This window comes from Paenarthrobacter sp. AB444 (assembly GCF_028736865.1).
In the GTDB taxonomy this organism is placed as follows: Bacteria; Actinomycetota; Actinomycetes; order Actinomycetales; family Micrococcaceae; genus Arthrobacter; species Arthrobacter nicotinovorans_B.
On sequence record NZ_JAQZBY010000003.1, the window covers coordinates 174,991 to 198,461 of the forward strand.

Below are 23,471 nucleotides of genomic sequence, written 5' to 3' on the forward strand. Positions count from 1 at the left end.
ATCACGTTCAAAAGGGTCGAAGAAGACACTGAGGAGATGGATATGAGCGTAGAGCAGCGCTCCGCATCAAGGGCTGGGAAAGACTCCGGCAAGGGCTCCGGCCTGAAGAAGATCGTCGCGGCCTCGATGGTGGGCACCGTGGTGGAGTGGTACGAGTTCTTCCTGTACGCCACCGCCGCCACCTTGGTTTTCGGCAAGTACTTCTTCCCGAGCACCGGCAACGAACTGGACGGCATCATCCAGGCCTTCATCACCTACGCCGTCGGCTTCGTCGCCCGGCCCCTGGGCGGCATCGTGTTTGGCCAGATCGGCGACAAGCTCGGCCGCAAGCCCACGCTGCAGCTGACGATCGTGATCGTGGGCGTCTCCACCTTCCTGATGGGATGCCTCCCGGGCTTCCTGGACATCGGATACTGGGCGCCGGCCATGCTGGTGGCCCTCCGCTTCATCCAAGGCTTCGCGCTCGGCGGCGAGTGGGGCGGCGCGGTCCTGTTGGTCGCTGAGCACAGCCCCAACACGTCACGCGGTTTCTGGTCCTCCTGGCCGCAGGCAGCCGTGCCGGTTGGCAACCTGCTGGCCACTCTGGTCCTGTTCGTCATGTCCACCACGCTCAGCAGTGAAGCCTTCCTCGGCTGGGGTTGGCGCGTAGCGTTCTGGCTCTCCGCAGTGATCGTGTTCGTCGGCTACTACATTCGTACCCACGTCACCGAAGCCCCGATCTTCCTTGAAGCCAAAGCACAGGTGGAGGAATCCAAGGCCATCAGCTACGGCGTCGGCGAAGTCATCCGCAAGTACCCCAAGGGCATCCTGCAGGCCATGGGCCTTCGGTTCGCGGAGAACATCATGTACTACCTGGTGGTCAGCTTCGCGATCGTCTACCTCAAAAGCGTCCACAAGTACGACACCTCCTCGCTCCTTCTGGCACTCCTGATCGCCCACGTGATCCACTTCCTGGTGATCCCGCAGGTCGGCCGCCTGGTTGATTCCTGGGGTCGCAAGCCGGTCTACCTGATCGGTGCCATCACCGGTGCGGTCTGGCCGTTCTTCGCCTTCCCGATGTTCGACACCAAGAACGCCGTGATCATCGTGCTCGCCGTAACCATCGGTCTGTGCCTGCACGCCTTCATGTACGCCGGACAGCCGGCCATCATGTCAGAGCTCTTCCCCACCCGGATGCGCTACTCCGGTGTCTCACTCGGCTCCCAGGTCACGTCGATCTTCGCAGGATCACTCGCACCGCTGCTGGCCACCCAGTGGCTCAAGGACACCGGCTCCTGGGTTCCCACCGCGATCTACCTTGTGGTCGCCTGTGCGATTACCGCCGTCGCCGTCGTTTCCTTGAAGGAAACCAAGGGTATTGCGCTTGAGTCCGTGGATGAAGCGGACGCAGAGCGTCATGGACTGACCACCGCGAAAGGCTAATGAGATGGACAACTCCTTGAACGGACGCAAAGCGCTGGTGACCGGAGGCGCGAGCGGAATCGGGGCCGCCTGTGCCCGTGCGCTCGCCGCCCGCGGGGCGAAAGTAGTAGTGGCCGACGTCGATGCCTCCGGAGCGGCGGCCCTCGCCGATGAGCTGGGCGGCACTGCCTGGACCGTGGATCTGTTGGATGTTGATGCTTTGGCGGCGCTGAGCCTCGACTGCGACATCCTGGTCAACAACGCGGGCATCCAGAAAGTTGCGCCGATCGAGGAGTTCGATCCTTCCGAGTTCCGGCGGATCCTGGCCCTGATGCTGGAGGCCCCGTTCCTCCTCATCAGGGCTGCCCTCCCGCACATGTACGCCAACGGGTTCGGCCGCATCATCAACGTCTCGTCAGTGCACGGGATTCGGGCCTCGGCCTACAAGAGCGCGTACGTTTCGGCGAAGCACGGGCTTGAGGGGCTCAGTAAAGTCACGGCCCTGGAGGGTGGCGAGCACGGGGTCACGTCCAACTGCATCAACCCCGGTTACGTCCGCACGCCGCTGGTGGAGAAGCAGATCGCCGACCAGGCCCGGCTCCACGGCATCCCCGAGGCCGAGGTGCTCGCCAAGGTGATGCTGACGGAGTCGGCTGTGAAGCGGCTGGTGGAGCCTTCCGAGGTTGCGTCTCTGGCGGCCTGGCTGGCCTCCGACGACGCCGGCATGGTCACCGGCGCGAGCTACACCATGGACGGTGGGTGGTCGGCGAGGTAGTCCCGCGCCCCCTCGTGCCCCGCCCCCGCTCCCGCGAGGTGACAGTTAATGACAATGTTCGGCGCTCGGATTGTCATTAATTGCCAACTCGGCGGGGGAACCAACCCGCCGGCACTTAGAGTGGCCGCATGGCTAAAGTGAGGTCTTTGCGTTTCAAGCGGACAGCCGCGACGGTGATCAACTTGGCCGCCGTGACCGCATTCACGGTGATGCTTGTGACAACAGGGGCACCACTGTACTGGGCAGTCATCTTTGCTGTTGTTGGCGTCTTTGGTTCTTACGCCGTTCTGTATTTGGACGCTGTCTTCGCAAAGCTGCGCTTCCATCGCTTGCTGCGGCGCGGAAAATTGGAGTGTTGGATCCGCTGCCATGAGCCACAGCGGAACGGTCGATGGGTGGGCTGGGAGCGTGGACTGGTGACGTTCCGGGCTCCAGCTGTGGACTTTGTCAGAACGGATCCGAACAATCCGTCGCAGGAAAAGCTCTTCACTTTTCTGGTCTCCGGGAGGGTCGAGCCCAACTTGCGGGACTCGCTCCCGAATGATGCGCGCTGGCTTGGCCGGGGTGTCCGCTCGATCCAGCTGGAAACAACCCGGGGCACTATTGACATCGCCGGCTTTCCCGAGGCCATGGAGCAGCTGGAAGTGGAGCTCTTCCTCGCCCCCGCCGAGGTGACAGTTAATGACAATGTTTGGCGCGCGGATTGTGATTAATTGCCAACTCGGCGGGGCTGATCAGGCCGTTTCGTCCACCAACTCGGCCCGGCGCAGCCCGTCACCGCGGACCCACAGCTTGTAGGCCACAAACAGGAGCGCCAGCCAGGCCCCGCCCACATACAGGGCGATCCGTGTGTCCTCGAAAACGCCGAGGATCACGATCACCATCGCCATGAATGCCATGGTGAGGATGGACGCCGTCGGCCACAGCGGTGAACCGAATTCCGACGCCGGCAGGCCCTTGCGCCTGATCTCCCGCTTCATGGCAACGTGCGAGGCGAGGATCATCACCCACACCCACACGGTGGCGAAGGTGGCAATGGAAGCGATGACCACGAAGACGTCTTCGGGAATCACTGCGTTCAGCACGACGCCCACCAGCAAAATGCCGCCCATCATCACCACGGTCATCCACGGGACGCCATGGCGGGAGATCTTGCCAAAGCTCTTTGGCGCGTGCCCCTGTTGCGCCAGCCCGAACAGAATGCGGCCGGCCCCGAAGATGTCGCTGTTGATGGCGGACAACGCTGCCGTGATCACCACTGCGTTGAGAATGTGCGGTGCGGCGGGGATGCCCAGGCCATCGAAGATCTGCACGAACGGACTGCCGTTGCTGCCGATTTCATTCCACGGGAAGATGCTCATCAGCACGCCCAGGGTCAGGACGTAGAACAGCAGCACGCGAACGGGCACAGTATTAACAGCCTGCGGAATGACCTTCTTGGGATCGGCAGCTTCGCCTGCGGTGATGCCAATCGTTTCGATGCCCCCAAAGGCAAACATCACGACGGCGAACGCGGCCAAGAGCCCCTCGAAACCGTTAGGGAACAGACCGCCGTGGTTCACAAGGTTCCCCAGCCCCGGCGCCACGCCGCCGCCGTCGGCCGTTTGGAAACCGAACACGACGATCGCTGCGCCGCCGACGATCATGGCGATAATCGCCACCACTTTGATCAGCGAGAACCAGAACTCAAGCTCGCCGAACACCTTCACGCTGAGCAGGTTCATGGCCCCCAGGAACAGGATGATCGCGAGCACCCAGATCCATCTGTCCACCTGCGGGAACCAGAAGCCCATGTAGATGCTGAAAGCAGTGACGTCGGCGATTGCCACGATTGCCATCTCGAAGACATACGTCCACCCGGTCACAAAACCGGCGAAAGGGCCGAGGTAGCGGCTGGCGTACTGCCCGAAGGAGCCGGAAACGGGGTGCCGCACTGCCATTTCGCCGAGTGCGCGCATCACCATGAAGACGGCGGCGCCGCCGATGATGTAGGCGAGGAGAACGGCCGGGCCGGCTTTTTGGATGGCCGACGCGGAGCCGTAGAAGAGGCCCGTGCCGATCGCTGATCCGAGTGCCATGAAGCGGATGTGTCGGACGTTGAGGCCCCGGCTAAGTGCCGTACCTGCGGCTTGGAGGACAGAGCTCTCCTCAGCCAGCTTGGTTTGTTGCATGGTAAAACCTTCTCGTCTTTGGGAGGGGATCGCTATCCAGCAGATCACTTTTGGGGGCTCTGTGATCGGACTCACGGGTGTTTGGTGTCTTTGATCGCAGACACTCCGGAGCGCTGCCAGTTACACGGTGGTAAAAGTCATAGTTCCCGGTCGGATAGGATGACCGCGGACAGGACTTCAACACGGTCAGGCATCCCTCGCACTCGCGTCGCCCCCAATTGAACTCTGTGCTGACTCGCATCTGTTATCTGGGGGACTCATGATTTCCGTAATCCGCGCTACCCGACGCCGTTGGGCCGCTGCCGTTGTTGCCGTCGTGGCCGGGGCTTCCTTGCTTTTCGCTGCTCCTGCCCAGGCCTATGAAATACCGACATTCGAGGTCCCGAACGCGTCCCAGGCGCCCGTGCCGTTTGTGGAGCGGGTGAGTGACGCCGCCGGTGTCGTTGAACTGTGGAAGACCGGCGGTCCCGCGACACGCACCGCCGCAGCTGCAGCCCTGGTGGATGGCGCTGATGCGATCCAGGCATTTCTCGACGGCAGACAGGACGTCGCGCTGGCAGCTGACCGGAAGCAGTTGGTCACCGAGCTGACGACGCGGGGAAGCGAGCACGTACGACCGTCGGCCGCAAAAGTCCTGGCATCCAACGACCCCGCGCTGATCAACGACTTCCTCGCCGTCGGATGGGGCCAGACGTGGCGCGGTGATCTCAGGACGGCTGCGACCTACTTCCTCGAATACGGCAATGTCCACGTCGCGCAGGCTGCTTCCGAGAGCTTGGACCAAGGCGACGCTGCCGTGGAGAAATTCGTCCTTGAAGGTTGGCGTGCCAAGGTCTTCATGACAGACCGCCAGGCGGCTTACGCGGTGCTTGCTTCGTCGAATGCCACGGTTTCTGCCGCTGCGGAGGCAGCACTCAACACCGGTGATGGAGCTGTCGTTGCTGACTTCCTCCGCTACGGCCAGTTTGTAGCCGCCGATCACGACGCAGAATCCTCGGCAGTTTCGGCGTTATTGCAGCAGGTTAAAACGGACATCGCATCCAATCCTGCCGGTGCTGCCGGCATCGCTGACCGAGCCAATACCGCCGTCGTGAAGGCGCGAAACACCGCAGCCGCCGCGAGGACCGCGGACACCGCGCGGCTGATGGCTGACTGGAAATTCCAGTCTGCACAGGCAAAGCCGCGCGCCATCATCGACGGTGCCAGTATGAGCACCAACAAACCTTTCCTGGAGGCTTTCAGTAAGGCAGCCAAGGAGATACCCGGTCTTCTCGCCACGCTGACGGCGCCCGGCGCTGACCTCGGCGCGCTGACCCAGGAAGGCCGCCAGGCCGCGTTGGACCTTGCGCTCGTGGGCACGCCTGAAGTCCGGAAAGCCGCGGAAGCTGCCCTGCTTGGCGGAGACGCCGCCATCAAGGACTTCATCGCCGTCGGACACGATGCCGCATTCGAACTGGACGGGGCAGCCCTGGTCGCGGACCGGCAGCGTGCTTTCCAGTACCAAGCAACCGGGGGCAAATATCTGCAGGAAGCTGCTCTGAATGCCGTGAAGTCGACTAACCATGCAGACGTCCGGTTCTTCCTGGAGTTCGGATTTGCCATGGCGCAGGACCTAGATAATCGCATCCTCGCTTATCAACAGCTGAACAATGCTGGTCTCGAACTTCGGGTAGCGGCGAACCTCGCTTTGGAGGGAAGCCGGGCAGATACCCAGGCCTTCGCTACAAATGGACGCTTTGCAGCCGCTGACCGGGACGCCGCAACTGCCACCCACGTTGCATCCATCGACGCCATGATCACCGAACTCGCCGGATTGGCCAACCAGGCAACGGTCGACGCCGGCAAGGCCGCTGACGCTGCCAAGGCGGCCGAAGCTGCCGCGGAAGCTGCCCGTCAGGCCGAGGCCGCCCGCCAGGCCGAAGCTGCACGCCAAGCCGCCGCAGCGGGGAACTCCCCGTTTGCGGCCGGAAACGTGGACGCATCGCAGGGATTCGCAACCGGAGCTGCCCCGATCGTCGTTCCGTGGCCGCGCGACTCTTCCCCCGCCGTCGTACTGGGCGAAACGGGAGCCGCACCGGCTGCCGCATCAACGCCGTCGGCAGCCCCGAGCATTTCCGTGCCCCCGGCAGCATCTGCCGCGCAGGGTTCCACGTCGGTGGATTCACGGTCACAGGAAGCGGCTGCTCCCTTGGCTGCGTCCTCTGCGGGCATGAATTGGTGGACCATCAGGCTGATTGTGGTGCTGGTCCTGGCAGCGGCTGGAGCCATCACGCTCCTGCTGAGGCGTAAGGGCACAGCGGGGAAGGGCTAGCCACAGTAACCACTGAGCGCACCGCCGTCCGTACGGGATCCCAGACACCGATCCCCGCCAACCCGCTGGTGTTCACTCCCTAAAAGGTGCACGCTTGAGTACGGGATACCGGACAGCTCCTGCGGTAGCCCTTCAGGACCACAGCAGCGAGGAACAATGACCACCACGCCAACCGCGCCGGGCAAAGCCACGTCCAAAGTCCCGGCTGCCGAAAATACCCTGCGCATCCTGAAGCTGTTGGCTTCGCGGCGGGGGCCGATGGCGGCGTCGAACATTGCCACTGCGTTGGGCCTGCCGCGGTCCAGCGTCTACCACCTGCTCGGCGTGATGGAGGCGAACGGCTTCGTTCTGCACCTCCATGAGGAACAGCGCTACGGCCTGGGCATCAGCGCCTTCGAACTCAGCTCCGCGTACTCGCGCCAGGAGCCGCTGTCCCGTTTGGGCCGGCCCATGCTGGCTTCGCTCGTGGACGTGATCGGCGAGAGCGCACACCTGGCGGTGCTCCACGGCCGGGACGTCCTCTACATTGTGGAGGAACGCGCCAAGAACCGCCCCAGTCTGGTGACCGACGTCGGCGTCCGCCTTCCCAGCCACCTCACCGCCAGCGGCCGCGCCATCCTCGCTGCCCTGCCCAAGTCGCAGGTCCGTGCGCTGTACCCGAACGCTGCGGCCTTCACCTCGCGCAACGAGGTCGAATTTCCCATCATGAAGTACTCGGCCCTGTCGTCCCACCTCGACCAGGTGCGGCAGCGCGGTTACGCCACCGAAAACGGCGAAATTACGCCTGGATTCGGCTCCATCGCAGTGCCCGTGACGGATCACGTTGGATGGCCGACGGCGGCAGTCGCCGTCACCTTCCTGGAGGACAAAGTGCCTGCTGAGCAGTGGCCGGTACTGGCCGCGCGCATCAGGAAGGCTGCGGACGAACTTTCCGTCCGGATCCACGGGCGTCCGACGGCGGGCTGACGCGGCTCGCGGTCTTGGCGCGCCCTGCGTGTCGTCCGCTAATTGCCGTCGGCCTGCGGTGAATCGCGCTCAACCATCGCGCGGAAGGTTTCCAGCTCGGCCCGGAAACTGCCCCGGTACGATCCCGTGGCAAACAGCCTGCCGACCACCGTGGCCACCAAACCCCGCGTCTCGAACACCTGCTGGATGCGGGTTCCACCGCCTTCGGGTGTGAACGTGACATCCGATTCCCCTTTGAGGATCGCGTTGCCGAACTTCGTCCGGATATGCCGTGGCCGTTCCGCTGCGATGACCACCGTGGGGCTCGCCATCCGGCCAAACCACACCGTATAGCTGCTCCCGGCCTGGTCGGTGGAACCGACGCGATCCGTCACCCGGGTGACGCCGCCGATCCACTCGGTGAACCGGTCCGGGTCGGTCCAGGCCTCGAAAACCCGCTCCGGGGGCACTGCGACGAACGTGGACACTCGATACGTTGCCATGGGTCCAGGATGCGCGTGATGGCGTCCGAAAGCGAGACCCTGCGCATGTCTGTAATACCGGACAGCACCCGTCCAAAAGGCATTCCAGGCAACTGTCGAACAGGCTCTACTGGATACAGAAGATCTTTCACCCAGACACTTTTCGAGAGATGAAGGAGCCATCATGGCACCCGCCGATTTCACTACTGGAGCCCGCCCGGTCAAAGCCGCCCGTGGTACTGAGCTCACCGCCAAGTCGTGGCAGACCGAAGCGCCGTTGCGTATGTTGATGAACAACCTTGATCCTGAGGTTGCCGAGCGTCCTGATGACTTGGTGGTCTACGGCGGCACGGGCCGCGCAGTGCGGTCCTGGGCTGCTTTCGACGCCATCACCCGGACCCTGGAAACCATGGAAAAGGACGAGACCCTCCTGGTCCAGTCGGGGAAGCCGGTGGGTGTGTTCCGCACGAATGAGTGGGCGCCGCGGGTGTTGCTGGCGAACTCGAACCTGGTGGGGGACTGGGCGACGTGGCCTGAGTTCCGCCGTCTGGAGGCTGAGGGCCTGACCATGTATGGGCAGATGACCGCGGGTTCGTGGATTTACATCGGCACGCAGGGCATCCTGCAGGGCACCTACGAAACCTTCGCCGCCGTCGGGCGCAAGCTTGCTGCTGAGGGCCGGCACCCGGCGCCCGCGCCGGAGGGCTCGGAGGAGGGTTCCCTGGCCGGGACCCTGACCCTGACCGGTGGGTGCGGTGGCATGGGCGGGGCGCAGCCGCTGGCGGTGACCTTGAATGATGGTGCGTGCTTGATCGTGGATGTGGACGAGACCCGGCTGCGCCGCCGTGCCGGCAAGCGGTACCTGGACGAGGTCGAAACGGACCTGGACACCGCGATCGCGAAGGTCAATGCGGCTAAGGCTGAGCGTCGTGGCTGGTCCGTAGGCTATGTGGGTAACGCCGCGGAGGTGTTCCCGGAGCTGCTCCGCCGCCACAAGGCGGGCGAGTTGACCATTGATGTGGTCACGGACCAGACCTCCGCCCACGACCCCCTGTCCTACCTGCCCGAGGGCATCACGGTTCAGGAGTGGCACACCGAAGCCGGAGCCGATCCGGAAGGGTTCACTAAGAAGGCCCAGGCGTCGATGGCGAGGCATGTGCAGGCGATGGTGGAGTTCCAGGACGCCGGGGCTGAGGTGTTCGATTACGGCAACTCGATCCGGGATGAGGCCCGCAAGGGCGGCTATGACCGGGCGTTTGAGTTCCCGGGATTCGTTCCGGCGTATATCCGGCCGTTGTTCTGCGAGGGTCTGGGCCCGTTCCGCTGGGTCGCCCTGTCGGGGGACCCGGAAGACATCCGTGTGACGGATGAGGCGATCAAGGAGTTGTTCCCGGAGAACAAGCACCTGCACAAGTGGTTGGATGCCGCCGCGGAGCGGGTCGAGTTCGAGGGCCTGCCGGCGCGTATTTGCTGGCTCGGGTACGGCGAACGCCACCAAGCGGGGCTGCTGTTCAACCGGCTCGTGGCTGAGGGTAAGGTCAAGGCCCCGATCGTGATCGGCCGTGACCACCTGGACTCCGGTTCGGTGGCTTCCCCGTACCGGGAGACCGAGGCGATGAAGGACGGTTCGGACGCTATCGCTGACTGGCCGCTGCTGAACGCGCTGACCGCTGCGTCGTCGGGGGCGACGTGGGTGTCGATCCACCACGGTGGCGGGGTCGGGATCGGCCGGTCCATCCACACCGGCCAGGTTTCCGTGGCCGACGGCACCGAACTCGCCGCGGCGAAACTGACCGCACTGCTGACCAACGACCCCGGCATGGGCGTCATCCGCCACGCCGACGCCGGCTACGAACGCGCCATCGACGTCGCCCACGAACGCGGCGTCCGCATCCCCATGAATGAAGGCAAATAAATGACTCTGACAACACACGAACCGCTGACCGTCACCCTCGGCTCCAGCGGCGTGACCCCGGAAGACGTCGTCGCCGTCGCACGCCACGACGCCAAGGTGACCATCTCCCAGGACGCCCTGGACACCGTTGCCAAGGTCCGCGCCCACATCGACGGCCTGGCTACCAGCGAGGTTCCGGCGTACGGCATTTCAACGGGTTTCGGTGCCCTGGCCAACCGCCACATCCCGAACGAACTCCGCACCCAGCTGCAGAAGTCACTGATCCGCAGCCACGCGGCGGGCATGGGTCCGGCCGTGGAACGCGAAGTCATCCGCGGCATCATGTTCCTCCGCGCCAAGACCCTGGCTTCCGGCCGCACGGGCGTCCGGCCCGTGGTCCTGCAGACCATGGTGGATGTCCTCAACGCCGGCATCACCCCGGTGGTCCGCGAGTTCGGCTCGCTCGGCTGCTCCGGCGACCTCGCTCCGTTGTCCCACTGCGCGCTGGTGCTGATGGGTGAAGGCGAAGCAACAGGGCCCGACGGCGAACTGTATGGGGCCGCAGGCAAGGCACCTGTTGCTGAGCTGCTCGCGCAGCACGGCATCGAGCCGGTAACCCTGGCCGAGAAGGAAGGCCTGGCGCTCGTCAACGGCACCGAGGGAATGCTCGGTATGCTGCTCATGGCCATCGCGGACCTGCGCATGCTGCTGGCGACCGCCGATGTCACCGCCGCGCTCAGCGTGGAGGCCCTCCTCGGCACGGACCAAGTGTTCCTGCCCGAACTGCACGCAGCACTGCGTCCGCACCCGGGGCAGGCCGCCAGCGCCGACAACATGCTGCGCGTGCTGTCTAACTCGCCGATCGTTGCATCCCACCGGATCAACGACACCAAGGTCCAGGACGCCTACTCCCTGCGGTGCGCACCCCAGGTTGCCGGTGCCGTCCGCGACACGGTTGACCACGCAGCCCTGGTCGCTTCCCGCGAACTGGCCGCAGCCATCGACAACCCGGTGGTCCTGCCCGACGGCCGTGTCACCTCCAACGGCAACTTCCACGGCGCCCCCGTCGCGTATGTGCTGGACTTCCTGGCCATCGCGGTCGCCGACCTCAGCTCCATTGCCGAGCGTCGTACGGACCGCATGCTGGATCCTGCCCGCTCACATGGACTTCCGGCGTTCCTGGCTGCCGATCCGGGCGTGGACTCGGGCCTCATGATCGCCCAGTACACCCAGGCCGGCCTGGTCTCGGACAACAAGCGCCTCGCGGTCCCGGCGTCGGTGGACTCGATCCCGAGCTCCGCCATGCAGGAAGACCACGTGTCCATGGGCTGGCACGCGGCCCGGAAGCTGCGCAAGGCCGTTGAGAACCTGCGGCGCGTGCTCGCCGTCGAGCTTGTCACCAGCGCCCGCGCGATCGACATGCGCACGCAGCTGTCCGACGGCGAACTCACCCCGGGTCCTGCGGGCGCGGCGGTGCTTGAGGTGCTTCGTGAAGTGGTCCAGGGGCCGGGTACGGACCGGTTCCTGTCGCCCGAACTCGAAGCGGCTGACCGCTTGGTCGGCTCCGGTGCGGTCCGCGCGGCCGCCGAATCCGCCGTCGGGATTTTGGCCTGACGTCGAATAAATGCCTCATTTGAGGCGCAAATTTGTCACGCCCCGGTCTTTGTACGCAACGCAGGCACCGGGGCGTGGCAAATGTAGTAGAACTTATGGTGTACGTCACGTCCACGCCGAAGATGTCGTGGGCTTGACGGTCAACCGTCCACAACTCAATACACAACAGAGAACATCCACAAAGGGGTAGAAGTTCAATGAAGGCACGCGGAGCAGTCCTGTCCAGGCGAAACGCTCACTCGGCAACGGTTTCGGATTGGAAGATGCTGAAAGTCGGCGACACGGTGGAAGTGGTCAAGTACGCCCACGTCATCGCAGCCGGTCGGGTCGAGGAAGTCTCCGGCAGCGGGAACGTGGTGTGGCTTGAGCATTCCGGCCCGGGTGTCACCGAAGAGGGCAAGGAACTGTTCATGAAGTCCGACGGCGTGGTTCTCCGCCGCGCCTAGGTGTGGCTTAAACAGAAACCGGGGCCCGTTCCCTTCCGCAGGTAGTAGTGGCGGAAGGGAACGGGCCCCGGTTTTTGTCGCTGCCGATCAGGCAGCGAGTGCTTCGTGGGTCTGACCGAAGGGAACGGATTCGTCCAGCGCCACGGTGTAGGTGCCGGGTTCGTGCCTGGTCACCAGAATGCCGCAGTTGGCGTCTGCCGCTGCGTTCTTGATCAGTGCATCCACGGCTTGCTCGAGTCCGTCGTGGATTTCGTCTGCCCGGGAAAAGGACAGACGGATTTCGCGTTCTGCAGTCATTGCAGGGGTCATGGGGGGCCTCCTATTACTTGCCGCATGCGAGGGCGACCCATCAATCATAGTCGGTGAAAGCCGAATATTTGTAAGATGACTGGCAAGGGAGTGACCCGTGTCTCAGGCGCACCGAGTTGGCATTTAATGACAATGTTTGGACAAAACACTGTCATTAAGTGCCAACTCGGCGGAGGCGCAGACCGGGGGGGCGGCGATGACCGAGGCGAGCCCAGCAGACGTGGTGGCGGGATTCGAACCCGCGTCCGCTGCTTTGCAGGCAGCTCCCTGGCCTCTCGGGCACACCACGTGCAAACGACACTAGGCACCCCGCAGCGGCAGGTCCAACGTTGGTTTCCCGAGCTTTCTCCGCGCTACGCGGTGTTGCTTTTGGTTGCGGCTGGTGACGCATGGCGGGCCACCGACGCATGACGGGCCACCGACGCGCGCCGGGCCAGCGCGGACACGCCTGCGGCCGCAATGAGGGTCAGGATGGCTGCCGCCGTGTGCGTGTAGAGCATGATGTGTGGCGACCCCCCGTTCGAGGCCCCCACCCCCGTCAGATCACCCGGAGCCTGCCCGGCGCCGTGGAGGTGCTCAAACCATCCATTGCCGGGGAAGTATCCTCCAAAGGCGGCAAAGCCAAAGTGCAAGAGCTGCTGGGCCACGCCGGAGACCAGCAGCAGGATCAAGGGCCCATGCACCCAGCGCGCCAGGAGTTCCGCCGCCAGGCAACACAACGCAGCGAGTCCGAGGAGCACAGGGAGCGCAGGCGAACTGCCGCCTGCCGCCATGTGGGCCGCCAGGCCCAGTCCAACCGCGATTAGCCCGGATACCCAGGCCCACTTCTCCTGCACAGGAACTGCGCGCATCGCCATCCTTCCCTCCACACAGGCTAAGCGGAGGATGGCGCCAGCAACAGGCCTACGTGAGCAAAGTGTTGACCAACCGGGCCGCAACTTTGGCGGTCCGGGAATCGATGTCGAATGACGGGTTCAGCTCAGCCACGTCCAGATGCAGCAGCTTTCCGCTGGCTGCAACCTGTCGGCACACTGCGCTGATGACGGGCAGTGGCACGCCATACGCCGCAGGCGCGCTGACTCCCGGAGCCACCGAAGCCGGCATCACATCAAGGTCAATGGTCAGGTAAAGCACATCGATGCCGCGCAGGAAGTCCGCAACGAATGCCTCGACGGCTTCGGAGGAGCAGTCCTCGTCCAGCAGGTACTTCACGCCGAGGCGGTGCGCGATGTCGAAGAGCGTGGGCGTGTTGTTCGGCTGCGAAATTCCGACGACGGCGTACTGCAGTTCCCGCCCGGCGGCAGCTTCCGCCTGGGCCATCTGAAGGAACGGCGTGCCCGAGCTCGGTACCGGCTCGTCCCTCAGGTCAAAGTGGGCATCCAGGTTCAGCACACCGAGTCGCTGGCCACTTTGCACGGCCTCCGATCCCGCCACCCCCAGGTAGCTGGCAAACGCGGTCTCGTGCCCGCCGCCCAGCACCACGGTGAGATTACCGGCGTCGAGCAATTCCGAAATGGCGCGGCCGGCACGCTCCTGTCCCGCTTCCAGTGATTCGCCCTCCACAACCACGTCACCGGCGTCGAACACGTCACGGTCGAGGTGGTAGGCCAGCGGGCCAAGCGCCGAGCGGATGGCGGCCGGAGCCGCAGCGGCCCCCACGCGTCCCTTGTTGCGGAGGACGCCGGCGTCACTGCAGAAGCCAAGCACGACGGCGGGACGCGAGGCTGCGTCCGCAGCTTCGGGCGTGTGCGGGGTGATGGCCTGCCACCAGCGGCGATGTTCCGCGCCGTCGCCGTCGAAACGGCCGGTCCACGGAGAAGGGCTGACATCTACGGTGATGTGGCTGGTTTGCATGCTTAAAGCACACCGGACCCGGACTGCTTAAAACAGCAGTTCCGGGTCCAGAGTGTCTGAAATACCGGAATGCCAACCCGACGCAGGGCTACTTGACGCCCAACAACTCCTCCACAGTTCCAATGCCGAAGAACAGCAGGAACGCCGCAGCCACAGCCCACATCAGGGGGTGGACTTCGCGGGCACGGCCCTGGAAAGTGCGGATGAGGACGAAGGAGATGAAGCCGGCGCCCAGGCCGTTGGCGATGGAGTAGGTGAACGGCATCAGGGCAATGGTCAGGAACGCGGGAATGCCGACGCCCCAGTCCTGCCAATCGATCTTGCCCACCTGGGACACCATCATGAAGCCCACTACCACCAGTGCGGGAGCTACGGCTTCAAAGGGCACCAGGTTGATCAGCGGCGTGAAGAACATGGCAATGAGGAAGAGAACGCCGGTGACGATTGAGGCGAGCCCGGTCCGTGCGCCTTCGCCGATGCCCGCGCCGGACTCCACGAAGATCTGGTTGGAGGAAACCGACGCTCCACCGCCCACAATCGCACCGAGGGCGTCCACCTGAAGTACCCGGTCCACATTGGGAATGTTGCCGTCCTTGTCCACGGTCCCGGCCTCGTTTGCCAAGCCCACCATGGTGCCCATGGCATCAAAGAAGATGCTGAGCAGGATCACGAAGGCCAGCAGCGCGGCGGCGATGAAGCCCAGGTGTTGGAAGGCGCCGAACGGGTTTGCCTTGCCGATCAGGGAAAGGTCCGGAGCGCCCCATTCGGACAGGGTGGGCGCCACGAGGGACCAACCGCGGGGATTGACGTTCTTGCCGTCGAAGCTGGGCCCGATGTGAAGGGTGAACTCGAGGATGGCGGCCAGCGCCGTGGAGACGACAATGCCGATCAGGATAGCGCCACGGACCTTGCGGACCACCAGGGCGATGGTCAGGATCAAACCGACGGCGAAGACCAGCGTGGGCCAGCCCATGAGTTTGCCGTCAACGCCGAGGCCCAACGGAACGGTGGTGCCCGCGGCGTCCGGGATGCGGCGGACGAAGCCTGCGTTCACAAGGCCGATCAGGGCGATGAACAGGCCGATGCCCACCACGATCGCGGTCTTGAGGGCCTCGGGCACTGCCTTGAACACGGCGGTGCGGAACCCTGTGAGGACCAGGATCAGCATGGTGACACCCGAGAGGACCACCAGGCCCATCATGTCCGGCCAGGTCAGCTGGGGATGCGAGGCGACGGTGACCGCTACGAAGGCGTTGACACCCAACCCGGTGGCCACGGCGAAGGGGTGCTTGGCCCAGGCGCCCATGAGGATGGTCAGGATGCCGGCAACGAACGCCGTGGTGGCCGCCACCGCGGTGAAGCCCAGGGACGCGCCGCTGGAATCGGCGCCCGAGAGGATCAGCGGGTTCAGCACAACGATGTAGCTCATGGCGAAGAATGTCGCGAAACCGCCGCGGATTTCCCTTGAGTACGTGGATCCACGTTCGGAAATCTTGAAGTAGCGGTCCACTGCAGAACCTTGTTTAAGCATGAAGGTCTCCGGGTTTTGGGGGGAGTGTGCTATCAAATCCTATGCCGTGGAATGTGGGGGCTGCGGACCATTCCCCTAGTCTGTAAGGAAGCCAACACTAGGAGAAACCGCCCCATGCGTACCATCCGTCCGCTTCTGGCCGCCGTCGTCGCCGCCTTTGCCTTCGCCTCTGCCCTGCTGTTTTCCGCGGCACCGGCGTCCGCGCACGACGTCGCGGAATCCACGGCGCCGGCGAACGGTGCCACCGTGGCTGAAGTACCGGCGTCGGTCTCCATTACGTTCAACAACCGGCCCCTGGCCATCGGTTCGGGCGTCACCGTAACCGCCGGGGGCGAGAACTGGGCGGACGGACCCGTGGAAATCATCGACAGCCAAGCTGTGCAGAAGCTGCGCCCGGGCGCGCCTGCGGGGGAGTACACGGTCGTTTGGCGCGTCGTCAGCTCCGATTCGCACCCGATCGAGGGGACCTTCAAGTTCACGGCCACCGCAGGAAGCACGACGGCGGCGAGCGGCACGGCGGCTGCCTCACCGTCCGGATCGGCGACGTCGGCCACGGTCCCGTCGGTGGGGTCGGCACCTCCTGGAACGGGGAGCAGCGCACCCGCGGCGGACGCGTCCCAGCCGTTCCCGTGGAGCATTGTTGTCATTGCGGCAGTGGCTGTGGCGCTCGTGATCTTCCTCGCGGTGACAGCGCGCAGGAAACTCGCTGCCTCCGATGACCCTGAAGGCCCCGCATCCGCGGAATAACGGGGTTTTCTACATAGCTGCGAATATCTCGGTTCGGTTACCGCGACACGCCAAAGCAACGGTTCCCGTTACTTAAATGTGACTTCGTGGCGATCATCGCGTACGGTGGTACCTGTGCCTGTTCCACGTAGCAGGCACTTCCGGCCTGATTGCCTAGCTCTGCCGCAGTCCGGAATCCGTTCGCAGACAAACCTACGGCAGAGACGGGGAACCCAATTTGGGCCGCTTACGAGCGTGCCTTGGGGTGAAGTCACGAAGCTTCCGCTCAGCGGGAGATAGTGGCCGGGTGACTCCCATCCGAATCCGACAGCTAACCTCGCAGGCATCGGGAGAGGCTCTTTCATGTCTTCACGCATTCTTCGCGGCCGTCGTAAGGCGGACAGCGTACGTCCTAATCCGTTCATCTCCATCTCCAAGGCCGTTGCCAGCAACGCTTCAGGCGCTGGCCGCCAGGCAGCCGTTATCGCAGCAGCTTCCGGACTCGTTCTGACCGGCTCCGTAGCTGCCCACGCAGCCGAGGCTCCGGCCCAGCGCGACTCCAGCCCCGCCACGGTCGCCGAGACCGCCTCCGAGGCTCCCACCAAGGTTGTCACCGCCCTTTCGACGGCGACCATCAACTTTGAGCGTCCCGCAGTTGCTTCCGTTGCAGCTCCGGTCATCGAAAAGCCGGCTCCGGTCGTTGAGGCACCTGCCCCCAAGACCGCTACCGTCACTGCTGCTGCGGCTCCTGTTGCCGCCCAGGCCGCAGTTGCTGCTCCCGCCGCTGTCGCTCCTGCTGCCGCTCCGGTGGCTGCTGCTCCTGCAGCCGGTGGCGTCAACGCTGCCATGGTTGCCTCGGCTTACGCCCAGATCGGCATCATGCAGGACTGCACCGCCATGGTTGAGCGGGCCCTCGGCTCCGCCGGCATCCCTGTTGGCGACCTGGCACCCATGCAGTTCCTGAACTACGGCAAGGTTGTCAGCGACCCCCAGCCCGGCGACATGATCGTCCAGTCCGGCCACGTTGCCATCTACATCGGCAACGGCCAGGCCATCAGCGGTGGCATCAACGGCAACCAGACGGGCATCCACCCGATCAGCTGGCTGACCGCGACGGGTCCCATCACCTACGTACGCGCTGGCGCATAAGCCTCACGCTTCAACGCAAAGGCCGGTGTCTTCCGAAGATTGATTCTTCGAAAGACACCGGCCTTTGGGCTTTAAGTATCGGTTTTGCAGCGCCACCGCCTGCGCAGCTAGGCGATGGCGATTCCCGGGCCGCCGGGCAGCGCAACCTTTGAAGAGATGGCCTGGCCTACTGCCTTGGCTTGGCGAAGTACTTCCTTGGGCGTCGGCGTGATGAGTTCTCCCACGCCCACCAGGTGCATCCCCAGAGCACGCATGGCGGCTACGAGGTTCTGTCCCACAGCGATACCCAGTTCGGCCAGCATCCGCCGCAGTTGACTCTGCGCACAACGCGTCACCACCACATGGTCTGCCAGGAGGATTCCATTGGCTGTGTGGACTGCCCATTGGCGGGGTGCTGATTCAAGGGGACCTGAAGCACCGAGTCCGTTCCGGGTCATGCTCGCCGCAAGTCCGTGGGCGATGTGCTGGGAGGCGTCTGCGCCCAGGAAATCGAGGCGCACGGCCCTCGTCGTGTTGCGGACGTCCAGATGGTGGCTGGCCGCGTAGTTACGCAGGTGGCGGAGGATTTCATTGCGTTCCTGGATGGAGGCGGGATCGGTGACCTCGCAGCGTTGCAACATACCCGTATGGACGGCGGGGCCGGTGGCCGACAAGGCGCCGAAGCCATCCACCACGATGGACCCCACGCCGTAGCGGCTAAGTTCACTGGCAACTGCCAAGCCGGACAGGCCGGCACCTATGACCACGGTGGTAGTGCGTTCCGTGCCGGAATCAGGCGCGTGTGACACTGCTTGGTTCCTCCTTGACGTTTGTGCCTTCCGGCATCGCGTGGGATCGCGTCCGAGTTCCCCAAGCGGCCGCAAACAAATGGCCGGATTGTGTTGTTGGACACGTTGGCCGGCCATTCGGTGATTCGAACATTACCTAACTTTTTCGGCCGTGGATAGCCTCCCCGGGCAGCGTGTTTGGCACGTTCACCGGAAGCACAAAATCGGCCTTCAGGAACCGAGCCCGGACCGTTATACACATAGCGTCAACCCACCTTGATTCGGCCCTCGCGACCGAGAATAGTGGGCATTGGAGGGAGAAATTTCACATTAATCCAGCCCTGGCCATTGACAATGGAGCCATCTGGGAATCCGATTCGGAGAACCTCTGGCAGAATGGCCGGAACATCAAGCAGTAGGTGGAGAGGCGGGCCCCAAATGGACCAGCACGGCAGACACAGTGAAGAGCCACAGGACGGCGAGGGCCTGACGGTAGCAGCGGGCGGCATCGTCGTTGGGGTGGACGGTTCGGAACATGGGCAGTGTGCCTTGGTCTGGGCCGCACGCGAGGCAGAACGCAGGCAGCTTCCACTGCACATCGTCACTGCCTACTCGGTTCCCATCTTTGCCGCCTCCGGACTGGACGGCGGGTACGCCACCGTGGACGATTCGGTCATACGCGAAGGCGCGGAAGCCATTGTCCGGCAGGCCATGGACAAGGTGGCCAGATACTCCATCGACGTCGATGCTTCGGTCGAAAACGGAGATGCGGCCGGTGTGCTGCTGGATCTCTCGGCGGACGCGGCGCTCCTGGTTTTCGGCAGCCGCGGACGCGGTGGTTTCGTTGGCCGCTTGCTGGGATCTGTGAGCAGCGCACTGCCTGCCCACGCCAAGTGCCCCACAGTTACTGTCCCCCTCTACTGCGCCGACCGGCTGGGAGAGAATACCGAGGACAAACACATCAAGGCCGAGCACGCCAAGGCCGGTCCCCGTGTCGTGGAAAACGTCATCGCCGTGGGCGTTGACGGCTCCGAACAAGCGCGTGTTGCTGTCCTCGAAGCCGCCGAACAGGCACAGCGCATGGGAGCCAAGCTCCGCGTTATATGTGCCGTCCCCCAGTACAGCGGTTCGTTGGCCTGGGTGCCCGCCCCCTTGGACCGGGACGCCCTGTTTGCAGATATCAAGGTCCAGCTTGAAGCAGGCGTCGCGTGGCTGAGGAGCCATTTCCCGCAGCTGCCCATCGAAACGGACCTCAGGGACGGCTCGCCCGTAGACGTCCTTGTGGAAGCAAGCCGCAGCGTGGAGTTGGTGGTGTTGGGTACACGCGGACGCGGTGGGTTTGCGGGCATGCTCCTCGGCTCTACCTCCGACGGCGTCCTTCACCATGCCAAGGGACCGGTGCTGGTAGTTCCGGACCGTGAGGATCCCCGGTTGGCGGACCGCGACAAGTTTGGCCCGATGCTCGGCGCGGCATAGGAAACGGGCCGTCGGTGTTCACGCTGGACCTCAGGGATATTCGTGGACCCATGCTCCCCGACGTGGGTGGCAAGGCAGCCAATCTGGGGGAATTGGCAAGTGCCGGCCTGCCCGTGCCGCCGGGCTTTTGCCTGACCACAGAGGCATATCGCCGGGCTCTCTCCGCCAGCGGCCTCGATGAAGTCTGCGAGGCACTGAAGTCCACCAGCACGGCCGACCTCCCGGGGTTGAACCTGCTCGCAGGACGGGCCCGTTCACTGGTGCTCGAGGCAGGGCTGCCATCCGATGTCGCTGCCGCGGTGCGGTCGGCCTACCAAGGGCTGGGGATCGAAGCCCCCGTGGCCGTCAGGTCATCGGCCACCGCCGAAGACCTGCCCTTTGCCAGTTTCGCCGGTCAACAGGACACCTACCTGAACGTCGTGGGCGTGGACTCGGTTCTCGACGCCGTGGGCCGCTGCTGGGCTTCCCTCTGGACCGACCGCGCAGTGACATACCGGGCCACCAACGGCATCGACCATGCATCCGCGGCCTTGGCTGTCGTCGTCCAGGTGATGGTGGATTCCGTCGCGGCGGGCGTAATGTTCACAGCCAATCCGGTGACGGGCAAGAGGTCCGAGGCTGTGATCGATGCCAGCCCGGGTTTGGGGGAGGCCGTGGTGTCCGGGGCCGTGAACCCGGATCAGTACGTTGTGGACCTGACCAACAGCGCCATTTTGAAACGTACAGTCGGCGACAGGCAGGTAGAGATCCGTTCCGTCCCGGGAGGCGGGACTGAGCGGAGGGAAAGGGCCCACCCGGAAACGGGCTTTCAACCTTGCCTCAGTGATCGGCAGATCCGCGAGCTGGCGGGGCTGGGCCGCCTGGTGGAGAAACACTACGGAGCCCCGCAGGATACCGAGTGGGCGCTCGATGCCGACGGGAAACTGTGGTTGACCCAGGCGCGGCCCATCACCACCTTGTACCCCCTGACAACCCGCACCCCTCCCGTGCCCGGTGTCCATGCCTTCCTGAATTTCAGCCTCGCCCAGGGGCTCACCCGGCCACTGACACCCATGGGCCTGGCCGGAATCCGTCTCATAGCTTCGTGTGTTGCCGGAACCGCGGGCTTTTCCGTCCCGGATCCCCGGTCTGGCCCACCGCCCTATTACGAGGCAGGCCAGCGCATTTTCTTCGATCTGACGTCGGTGTTGCGGAGCCGGGTCGGGCGGACGATTGTGCCCCGGGTCTTTGATGTCATGGAAGCCCGGTCCGCAAAACTGATGCGGGGCTTGTTCGAAGACCCACGCTTTTCAGTAACCATCAAGACTCCGCTGAAACTCATCCGCCACGTTGCACCCGTGGCGGCCAAGTACCGTGTTCCGGAATCGATTTTTCGGGGTCTGTTCCGTCCGGATGCTGCAATGCAAAGGGTGGAGCGACTCGACTCGGACCTTCGGAAGGCGCTGGCCGTCCCCGCCCAGGCCACAGCACATCAACGGATCGCGCACGTGCAGAGAATTCTCGGACGGGAACTCTTTGCCACAGTGCCCCAGCTGTTGCCGCTTCCCCTTCTTGGCTTTGCGCTGCTGGCATTGGTGGGACGGATGCTGGGCGAGCGGGCCTCCTACGATGAACTTCAGACCGTGATCCGTGGCCTGCCGAACAATGTCACCACTGAGATGGACCTGGCGCTGTGGCAGCTCGCCTCGCGGATCCGGGAAGATCCCGACGCCGTCGCCTCCATGGTGGGACAAACGGCGGAAGCCTTGGCCGGCCAGTACAGGAACGCCGAACTGCCTGCCGTGGCCCAATCCGGTCTGGAAGCGTTCCTTCAAACGTACGGTCACCGTGCCGTGGCTGAGATCGATCTTGGCATGCCCCGTTGGCGCGATGATCCAACCCATATCCTCGGAGTCCTTGCCAACTATCTGAGGCTGCAGCCCGGTGCCGGCGCCCCCGACGAGCAGTTCCGGAAGGCAGCAGCGGACGCCGAGCAGCAAGTGGCAAAGTTCGTGGCGCGGGCCCGGACAATCAGCCCGCTTCACGCGTGGGTGGCGCGCTTAGCTCTGGACCGTACACGGAGATTTGCTGGTCTACGGGAGTCGCCCAAATACAACCTGGTCCTGGGGCTCTCCGCCGCCCGGCAGCAGTTGCTGCTGGTCGGGAACGAATTGGCCGCATCGCAGCGGATCGAACGGCCCGAGGATATTTTCTTCCTGGACCTGGACGCGGTGGAAAACGCCTTGGCCGGCGACGACTTGCGCGGCGCAGCAGCTGAACACAGGGCTGCCTACGAACAAGAACTACGCCGGAGGCACATACCCCGGATGCTCTTGTCCGACGGCACGGAACCCGAGGCGACAGCCACAGCCGCGGCCAACGCGGGTCAGCGCCCGGGCACTTTGTCCGGCAGTCCGGCGTCGTCGGGTCTCATCACCGCGCCTGCGCGGGTGGTCATGGATCCTGTAGGAGCCCACCTGGAACCGGGGGAGATCCTCGTTGCGCCGTCCACGGATCCTGGCTGGACGCCGCTGTTCCTCACAGCCGGAGGCCTGGTCATGGAGATGGGAGGACCCAACTCGCATGGCGCCGTGGTGGCCCGTGAATATGGCATCCCTGCGGTGGTGGGCGTCGCGGACGCGACCACGAGACTACGGACCGGCCAGCTCATCACCGTGGACGGCGGGGCGGGGACGGTCACTGCGGAAGGGGAAACCGCTTAGGCGTGTTGGTGGGATTCGTGCTCGGAATGGCTGACGGGCTCCAACTGGAATGTGCAGTGCTCGGTGTCGAAGTGGCGGCCAAGGCAGGATCCCAACTGGTCCAGGATGCTGTCGGCTCCCGTGGCGTTCAGGACATCGTCCTCAACCACCACATGGGCTGAGAACACGGGTACGCCGGAGGTGATGGTCCAGATGTGGATGTCGTGGGCTTCCACCACACCGTCAACGGCCATGATGTGTTCGCGGATCATGTTCACATCCACGCCCTTGGGAGTTGCCTCAAGGAGCACGTCCACTACGTCGCGGAGCAGGTGCCAGGCGCGCGGAATGATCATCAGGGCGATCAGGACGGAAGCGATGGGGTCGGCAGCGGAGAAGCCGGTGGTCATGATCACGACGGCAGCCACAATGACGGCGATGGAGCCCAGAAGGTCGCCCAGGACCTCAAGGTAGGCACCGCGGACGTTGAGGCTCTCCTTTTGCGCTCCTTGCAGGATCAGCAGGGAAACCAGGTTGGCGACAGCGCCCAGGATGGCGGCCCACAGCATCACGTCCGTATGGATCTCGGTTGTTTCGCCGAATCGCCGAATGGCCTCGATCATGATCACGACGGCGATCACAAGGAGGATCAGCGCGTTGGCCAAGGCAGCGAGCACTTCCGCGCGCTGGTAGCCGTACGTCCGCTGGTCACTGGCCGGCCGGGTGGCGATCCATGCCGCCATCAGCGCTATGAAGACGCCTGCGGCGTCGGAAAGCATATGTCCGGCGTCCGCCAGCAGTGCGAGGGAGCCGGAGACGACGGCGCCAATCACCTGGATGCCCACCACGCCCAAGGTGATGCACAGGACAGCGATCAGGCGTTTCCGGTGCTTGCCGGTTGCAGTGACGCCGTGCGAGTGGTTGTGATCATGCCCCATG

Annotated in this window: 20 protein-coding genes, 1 tRNA gene and 1 riboswitch; of the genes, 12 read left to right on the top strand and 9 right to left on the bottom strand. The window is 64.3% G+C overall.

Annotation, left to right across the window (positions count from 1 at the left end):
• Positions 1–42: 42 nt before the first annotated feature.
• The 3 genes from PQ627_RS06055 to PQ627_RS06065 all read left to right on the top strand — a co-directional run bounded on the left by PQ627_RS06055 (position 43) and on the right by PQ627_RS06065 (position 2,889).
• Positions 43–1,422 carry an MFS transporter gene (locus PQ627_RS06055; protein WP_274259311.1) on the top strand — a complete coding sequence of 460 codons (1,380 nt, stop codon included), beginning with the start codon at positions 43–45 and terminating at the stop codon, positions 1,420–1,422.
• Positions 1,423–1,426: 4 nt separating this feature from the next.
• The gene (locus PQ627_RS06060) at positions 1,427–2,176 is read left to right on the top strand and encodes a 3-hydroxybutyrate dehydrogenase (protein ID WP_274259313.1); all 750 of its coding nucleotides are present in this window, start codon (positions 1,427–1,429) and stop codon (positions 2,174–2,176) included.
• Between the two features lie 128 nt (positions 2,177–2,304).
• Complete coding sequence (locus PQ627_RS06065) at positions 2,305–2,889, top strand: hypothetical protein (protein WP_274259315.1); 585 nt, start codon at positions 2,305–2,307, stop codon at positions 2,887–2,889.
• Positions 2,890–2,910: 21 nt separating this feature from the next.
• Here PQ627_RS06065 and PQ627_RS06070 read toward each other — a convergent pair whose 3' ends face one another.
• Positions 2,911–4,347: an amino acid permease gene (locus PQ627_RS06070; protein WP_274259317.1), complete on the bottom strand. Its 1,437-nt coding sequence runs from the start codon at positions 4,345–4,347 to the stop codon at positions 2,911–2,913.
• A gap of 259 nt (positions 4,348–4,606) precedes the next feature.
• Here PQ627_RS06070 and PQ627_RS06075 point away from each other — a divergent pair, with 259 nt between their 5' ends.
• Positions 4,607–6,658, top strand: a complete 2,052-nt coding sequence (locus PQ627_RS06075; protein ID WP_274259319.1) for an ALF repeat-containing protein — start codon at positions 4,607–4,609, stop codon at positions 6,656–6,658.
• Positions 6,659–6,814: 156 nt separating this feature from the next.
• Positions 6,815–7,624, top strand: a complete 810-nt coding sequence (locus tag PQ627_RS06080; protein WP_144661777.1) for an IclR family transcriptional regulator — start codon at positions 6,815–6,817, stop codon at positions 7,622–7,624.
• Between the two features lie 38 nt (positions 7,625–7,662).
• Here the strand turns inward: PQ627_RS06080 and PQ627_RS06085 are convergent, their stop codons facing one another.
• The gene (locus tag PQ627_RS06085; RefSeq protein WP_274259321.1) at positions 7,663–8,106 is read right to left on the bottom strand and encodes an SRPBCC family protein; all 444 of its coding nucleotides are present in this window, start codon (positions 8,104–8,106) and stop codon (positions 7,663–7,665) included.
• Positions 8,107–8,269: 163 nt separating this feature from the next.
• On the opposite strand from PQ627_RS06085, the gene PQ627_RS06090 reads away from it, so the two are divergent.
• The 3 genes from PQ627_RS06090 to PQ627_RS06100 all read left to right on the top strand — a co-directional run bounded on the left by PQ627_RS06090 (position 8,270) and on the right by PQ627_RS06100 (position 12,039).
• The gene (locus PQ627_RS06090) at positions 8,270–10,000 is read left to right on the top strand and encodes a urocanate hydratase (protein ID WP_274259323.1); all 1,731 of its coding nucleotides are present in this window, start codon (positions 8,270–8,272) and stop codon (positions 9,998–10,000) included.
• The gene (gene hutH / locus PQ627_RS06095; RefSeq protein ID WP_144661780.1) at positions 10,001–11,593 is read left to right on the top strand and encodes a histidine ammonia-lyase; all 1,593 of its coding nucleotides are present in this window, start codon (positions 10,001–10,003) and stop codon (positions 11,591–11,593) included. It abuts the gene before it with no gap.
• Between the two features lie 197 nt (positions 11,594–11,790).
• Positions 11,791–12,039 carry a hypothetical protein gene (locus PQ627_RS06100; RefSeq protein ID WP_262277012.1) on the top strand — a complete coding sequence of 83 codons (249 nt, stop codon included), beginning with the start codon at positions 11,791–11,793 and terminating at the stop codon, positions 12,037–12,039.
• Positions 12,040–12,126: 87 nt separating this feature from the next.
• On the opposite strand, the gene PQ627_RS06105 is transcribed toward PQ627_RS06100, so the two are convergent.
• From PQ627_RS06105 to PQ627_RS06125, 5 genes are all read right to left on the bottom strand, one after another.
• The gene (locus PQ627_RS06105; protein WP_144661782.1) at positions 12,127–12,348 is read right to left on the bottom strand and encodes a hypothetical protein; all 222 of its coding nucleotides are present in this window, start codon (positions 12,346–12,348) and stop codon (positions 12,127–12,129) included.
• 218 nt (positions 12,349–12,566) lie between these two features.
• Positions 12,567–12,637 (bottom strand) — tRNA-Cys (locus tag PQ627_RS06110).
• A gap of 64 nt (positions 12,638–12,701) precedes the next feature.
• Positions 12,702–13,199 carry a hypothetical protein gene (locus PQ627_RS06115; RefSeq protein WP_274259328.1) on the bottom strand — a complete coding sequence of 166 codons (498 nt, stop codon included), beginning with the start codon at positions 13,197–13,199 and terminating at the stop codon, positions 12,702–12,704.
• A gap of 52 nt (positions 13,200–13,251) precedes the next feature.
• Complete coding sequence (hutG, locus tag PQ627_RS06120; protein ID WP_274259330.1) at positions 13,252–14,202, bottom strand: formimidoylglutamase; 951 nt, start codon at positions 14,200–14,202, stop codon at positions 13,252–13,254.
• An 88-nt stretch (positions 14,203–14,290) separates the two neighbouring features.
• Entirely contained in the window at positions 14,291–15,733 is a 1,443-nt protein-coding gene (locus PQ627_RS06125; protein WP_144661785.1) for an NCS2 family permease, read from the bottom strand.
• 114 nt (positions 15,734–15,847) lie between these two features.
• On the opposite strand from PQ627_RS06125, the gene PQ627_RS06130 reads away from it, so the two are divergent.
• Both PQ627_RS06130 and PQ627_RS06135 read left to right on the top strand, forming a co-directional pair.
• Positions 15,848–16,480: a copper resistance CopC family protein gene (locus PQ627_RS06130; RefSeq protein ID WP_274259332.1), complete on the top strand. Its 633-nt coding sequence runs from the start codon at positions 15,848–15,850 to the stop codon at positions 16,478–16,480.
• A gap of 174 nt (positions 16,481–16,654) precedes the next feature.
• Positions 16,655–16,819, top strand: a riboswitch (cyclic di-AMP (ydaO/yuaA leader).
• A gap of 3 nt (positions 16,820–16,822) precedes the next feature.
• Positions 16,823–17,608 carry an NlpC/P60 family protein gene (locus tag PQ627_RS06135; protein ID WP_274259334.1) on the top strand — a complete coding sequence of 262 codons (786 nt, stop codon included), beginning with the start codon at positions 16,823–16,825 and terminating at the stop codon, positions 17,606–17,608.
• A gap of 107 nt (positions 17,609–17,715) precedes the next feature.
• On the opposite strand, the gene PQ627_RS06140 is transcribed toward PQ627_RS06135, so the two are convergent.
• Complete coding sequence (locus PQ627_RS06140; protein ID WP_274259336.1) at positions 17,716–18,396, bottom strand: FAD-dependent monooxygenase; 681 nt, start codon at positions 18,394–18,396, stop codon at positions 17,716–17,718.
• 417 nt (positions 18,397–18,813) lie between these two features.
• On the opposite strand from PQ627_RS06140, the gene PQ627_RS06145 reads away from it, so the two are divergent.
• On the top strand, positions 18,814–19,851 hold the full coding sequence (locus tag PQ627_RS06145; RefSeq protein WP_274259338.1) for a universal stress protein: 1,038 nt from the start codon (positions 18,814–18,816) through the stop codon (positions 19,849–19,851).
• A 50-nt stretch (positions 19,852–19,901) separates the two neighbouring features.
• Complete coding sequence (locus tag PQ627_RS06150; protein WP_274259437.1) at positions 19,902–22,553, top strand: PEP/pyruvate-binding domain-containing protein; 2,652 nt, start codon at positions 19,902–19,904, stop codon at positions 22,551–22,553.
• Here the strand turns inward: PQ627_RS06150 and PQ627_RS06155 are convergent.
• Positions 22,550–23,470 carry a cation diffusion facilitator family transporter gene (locus PQ627_RS06155; RefSeq protein ID WP_144661790.1) on the bottom strand — a complete coding sequence of 307 codons (921 nt, stop codon included), beginning with the start codon at positions 23,468–23,470 and terminating at the stop codon, positions 22,550–22,552. The genes PQ627_RS06150 and PQ627_RS06155 overlap by 4 nt on opposite strands.
• Position 23,471 lies beyond the last annotated feature (1 nt).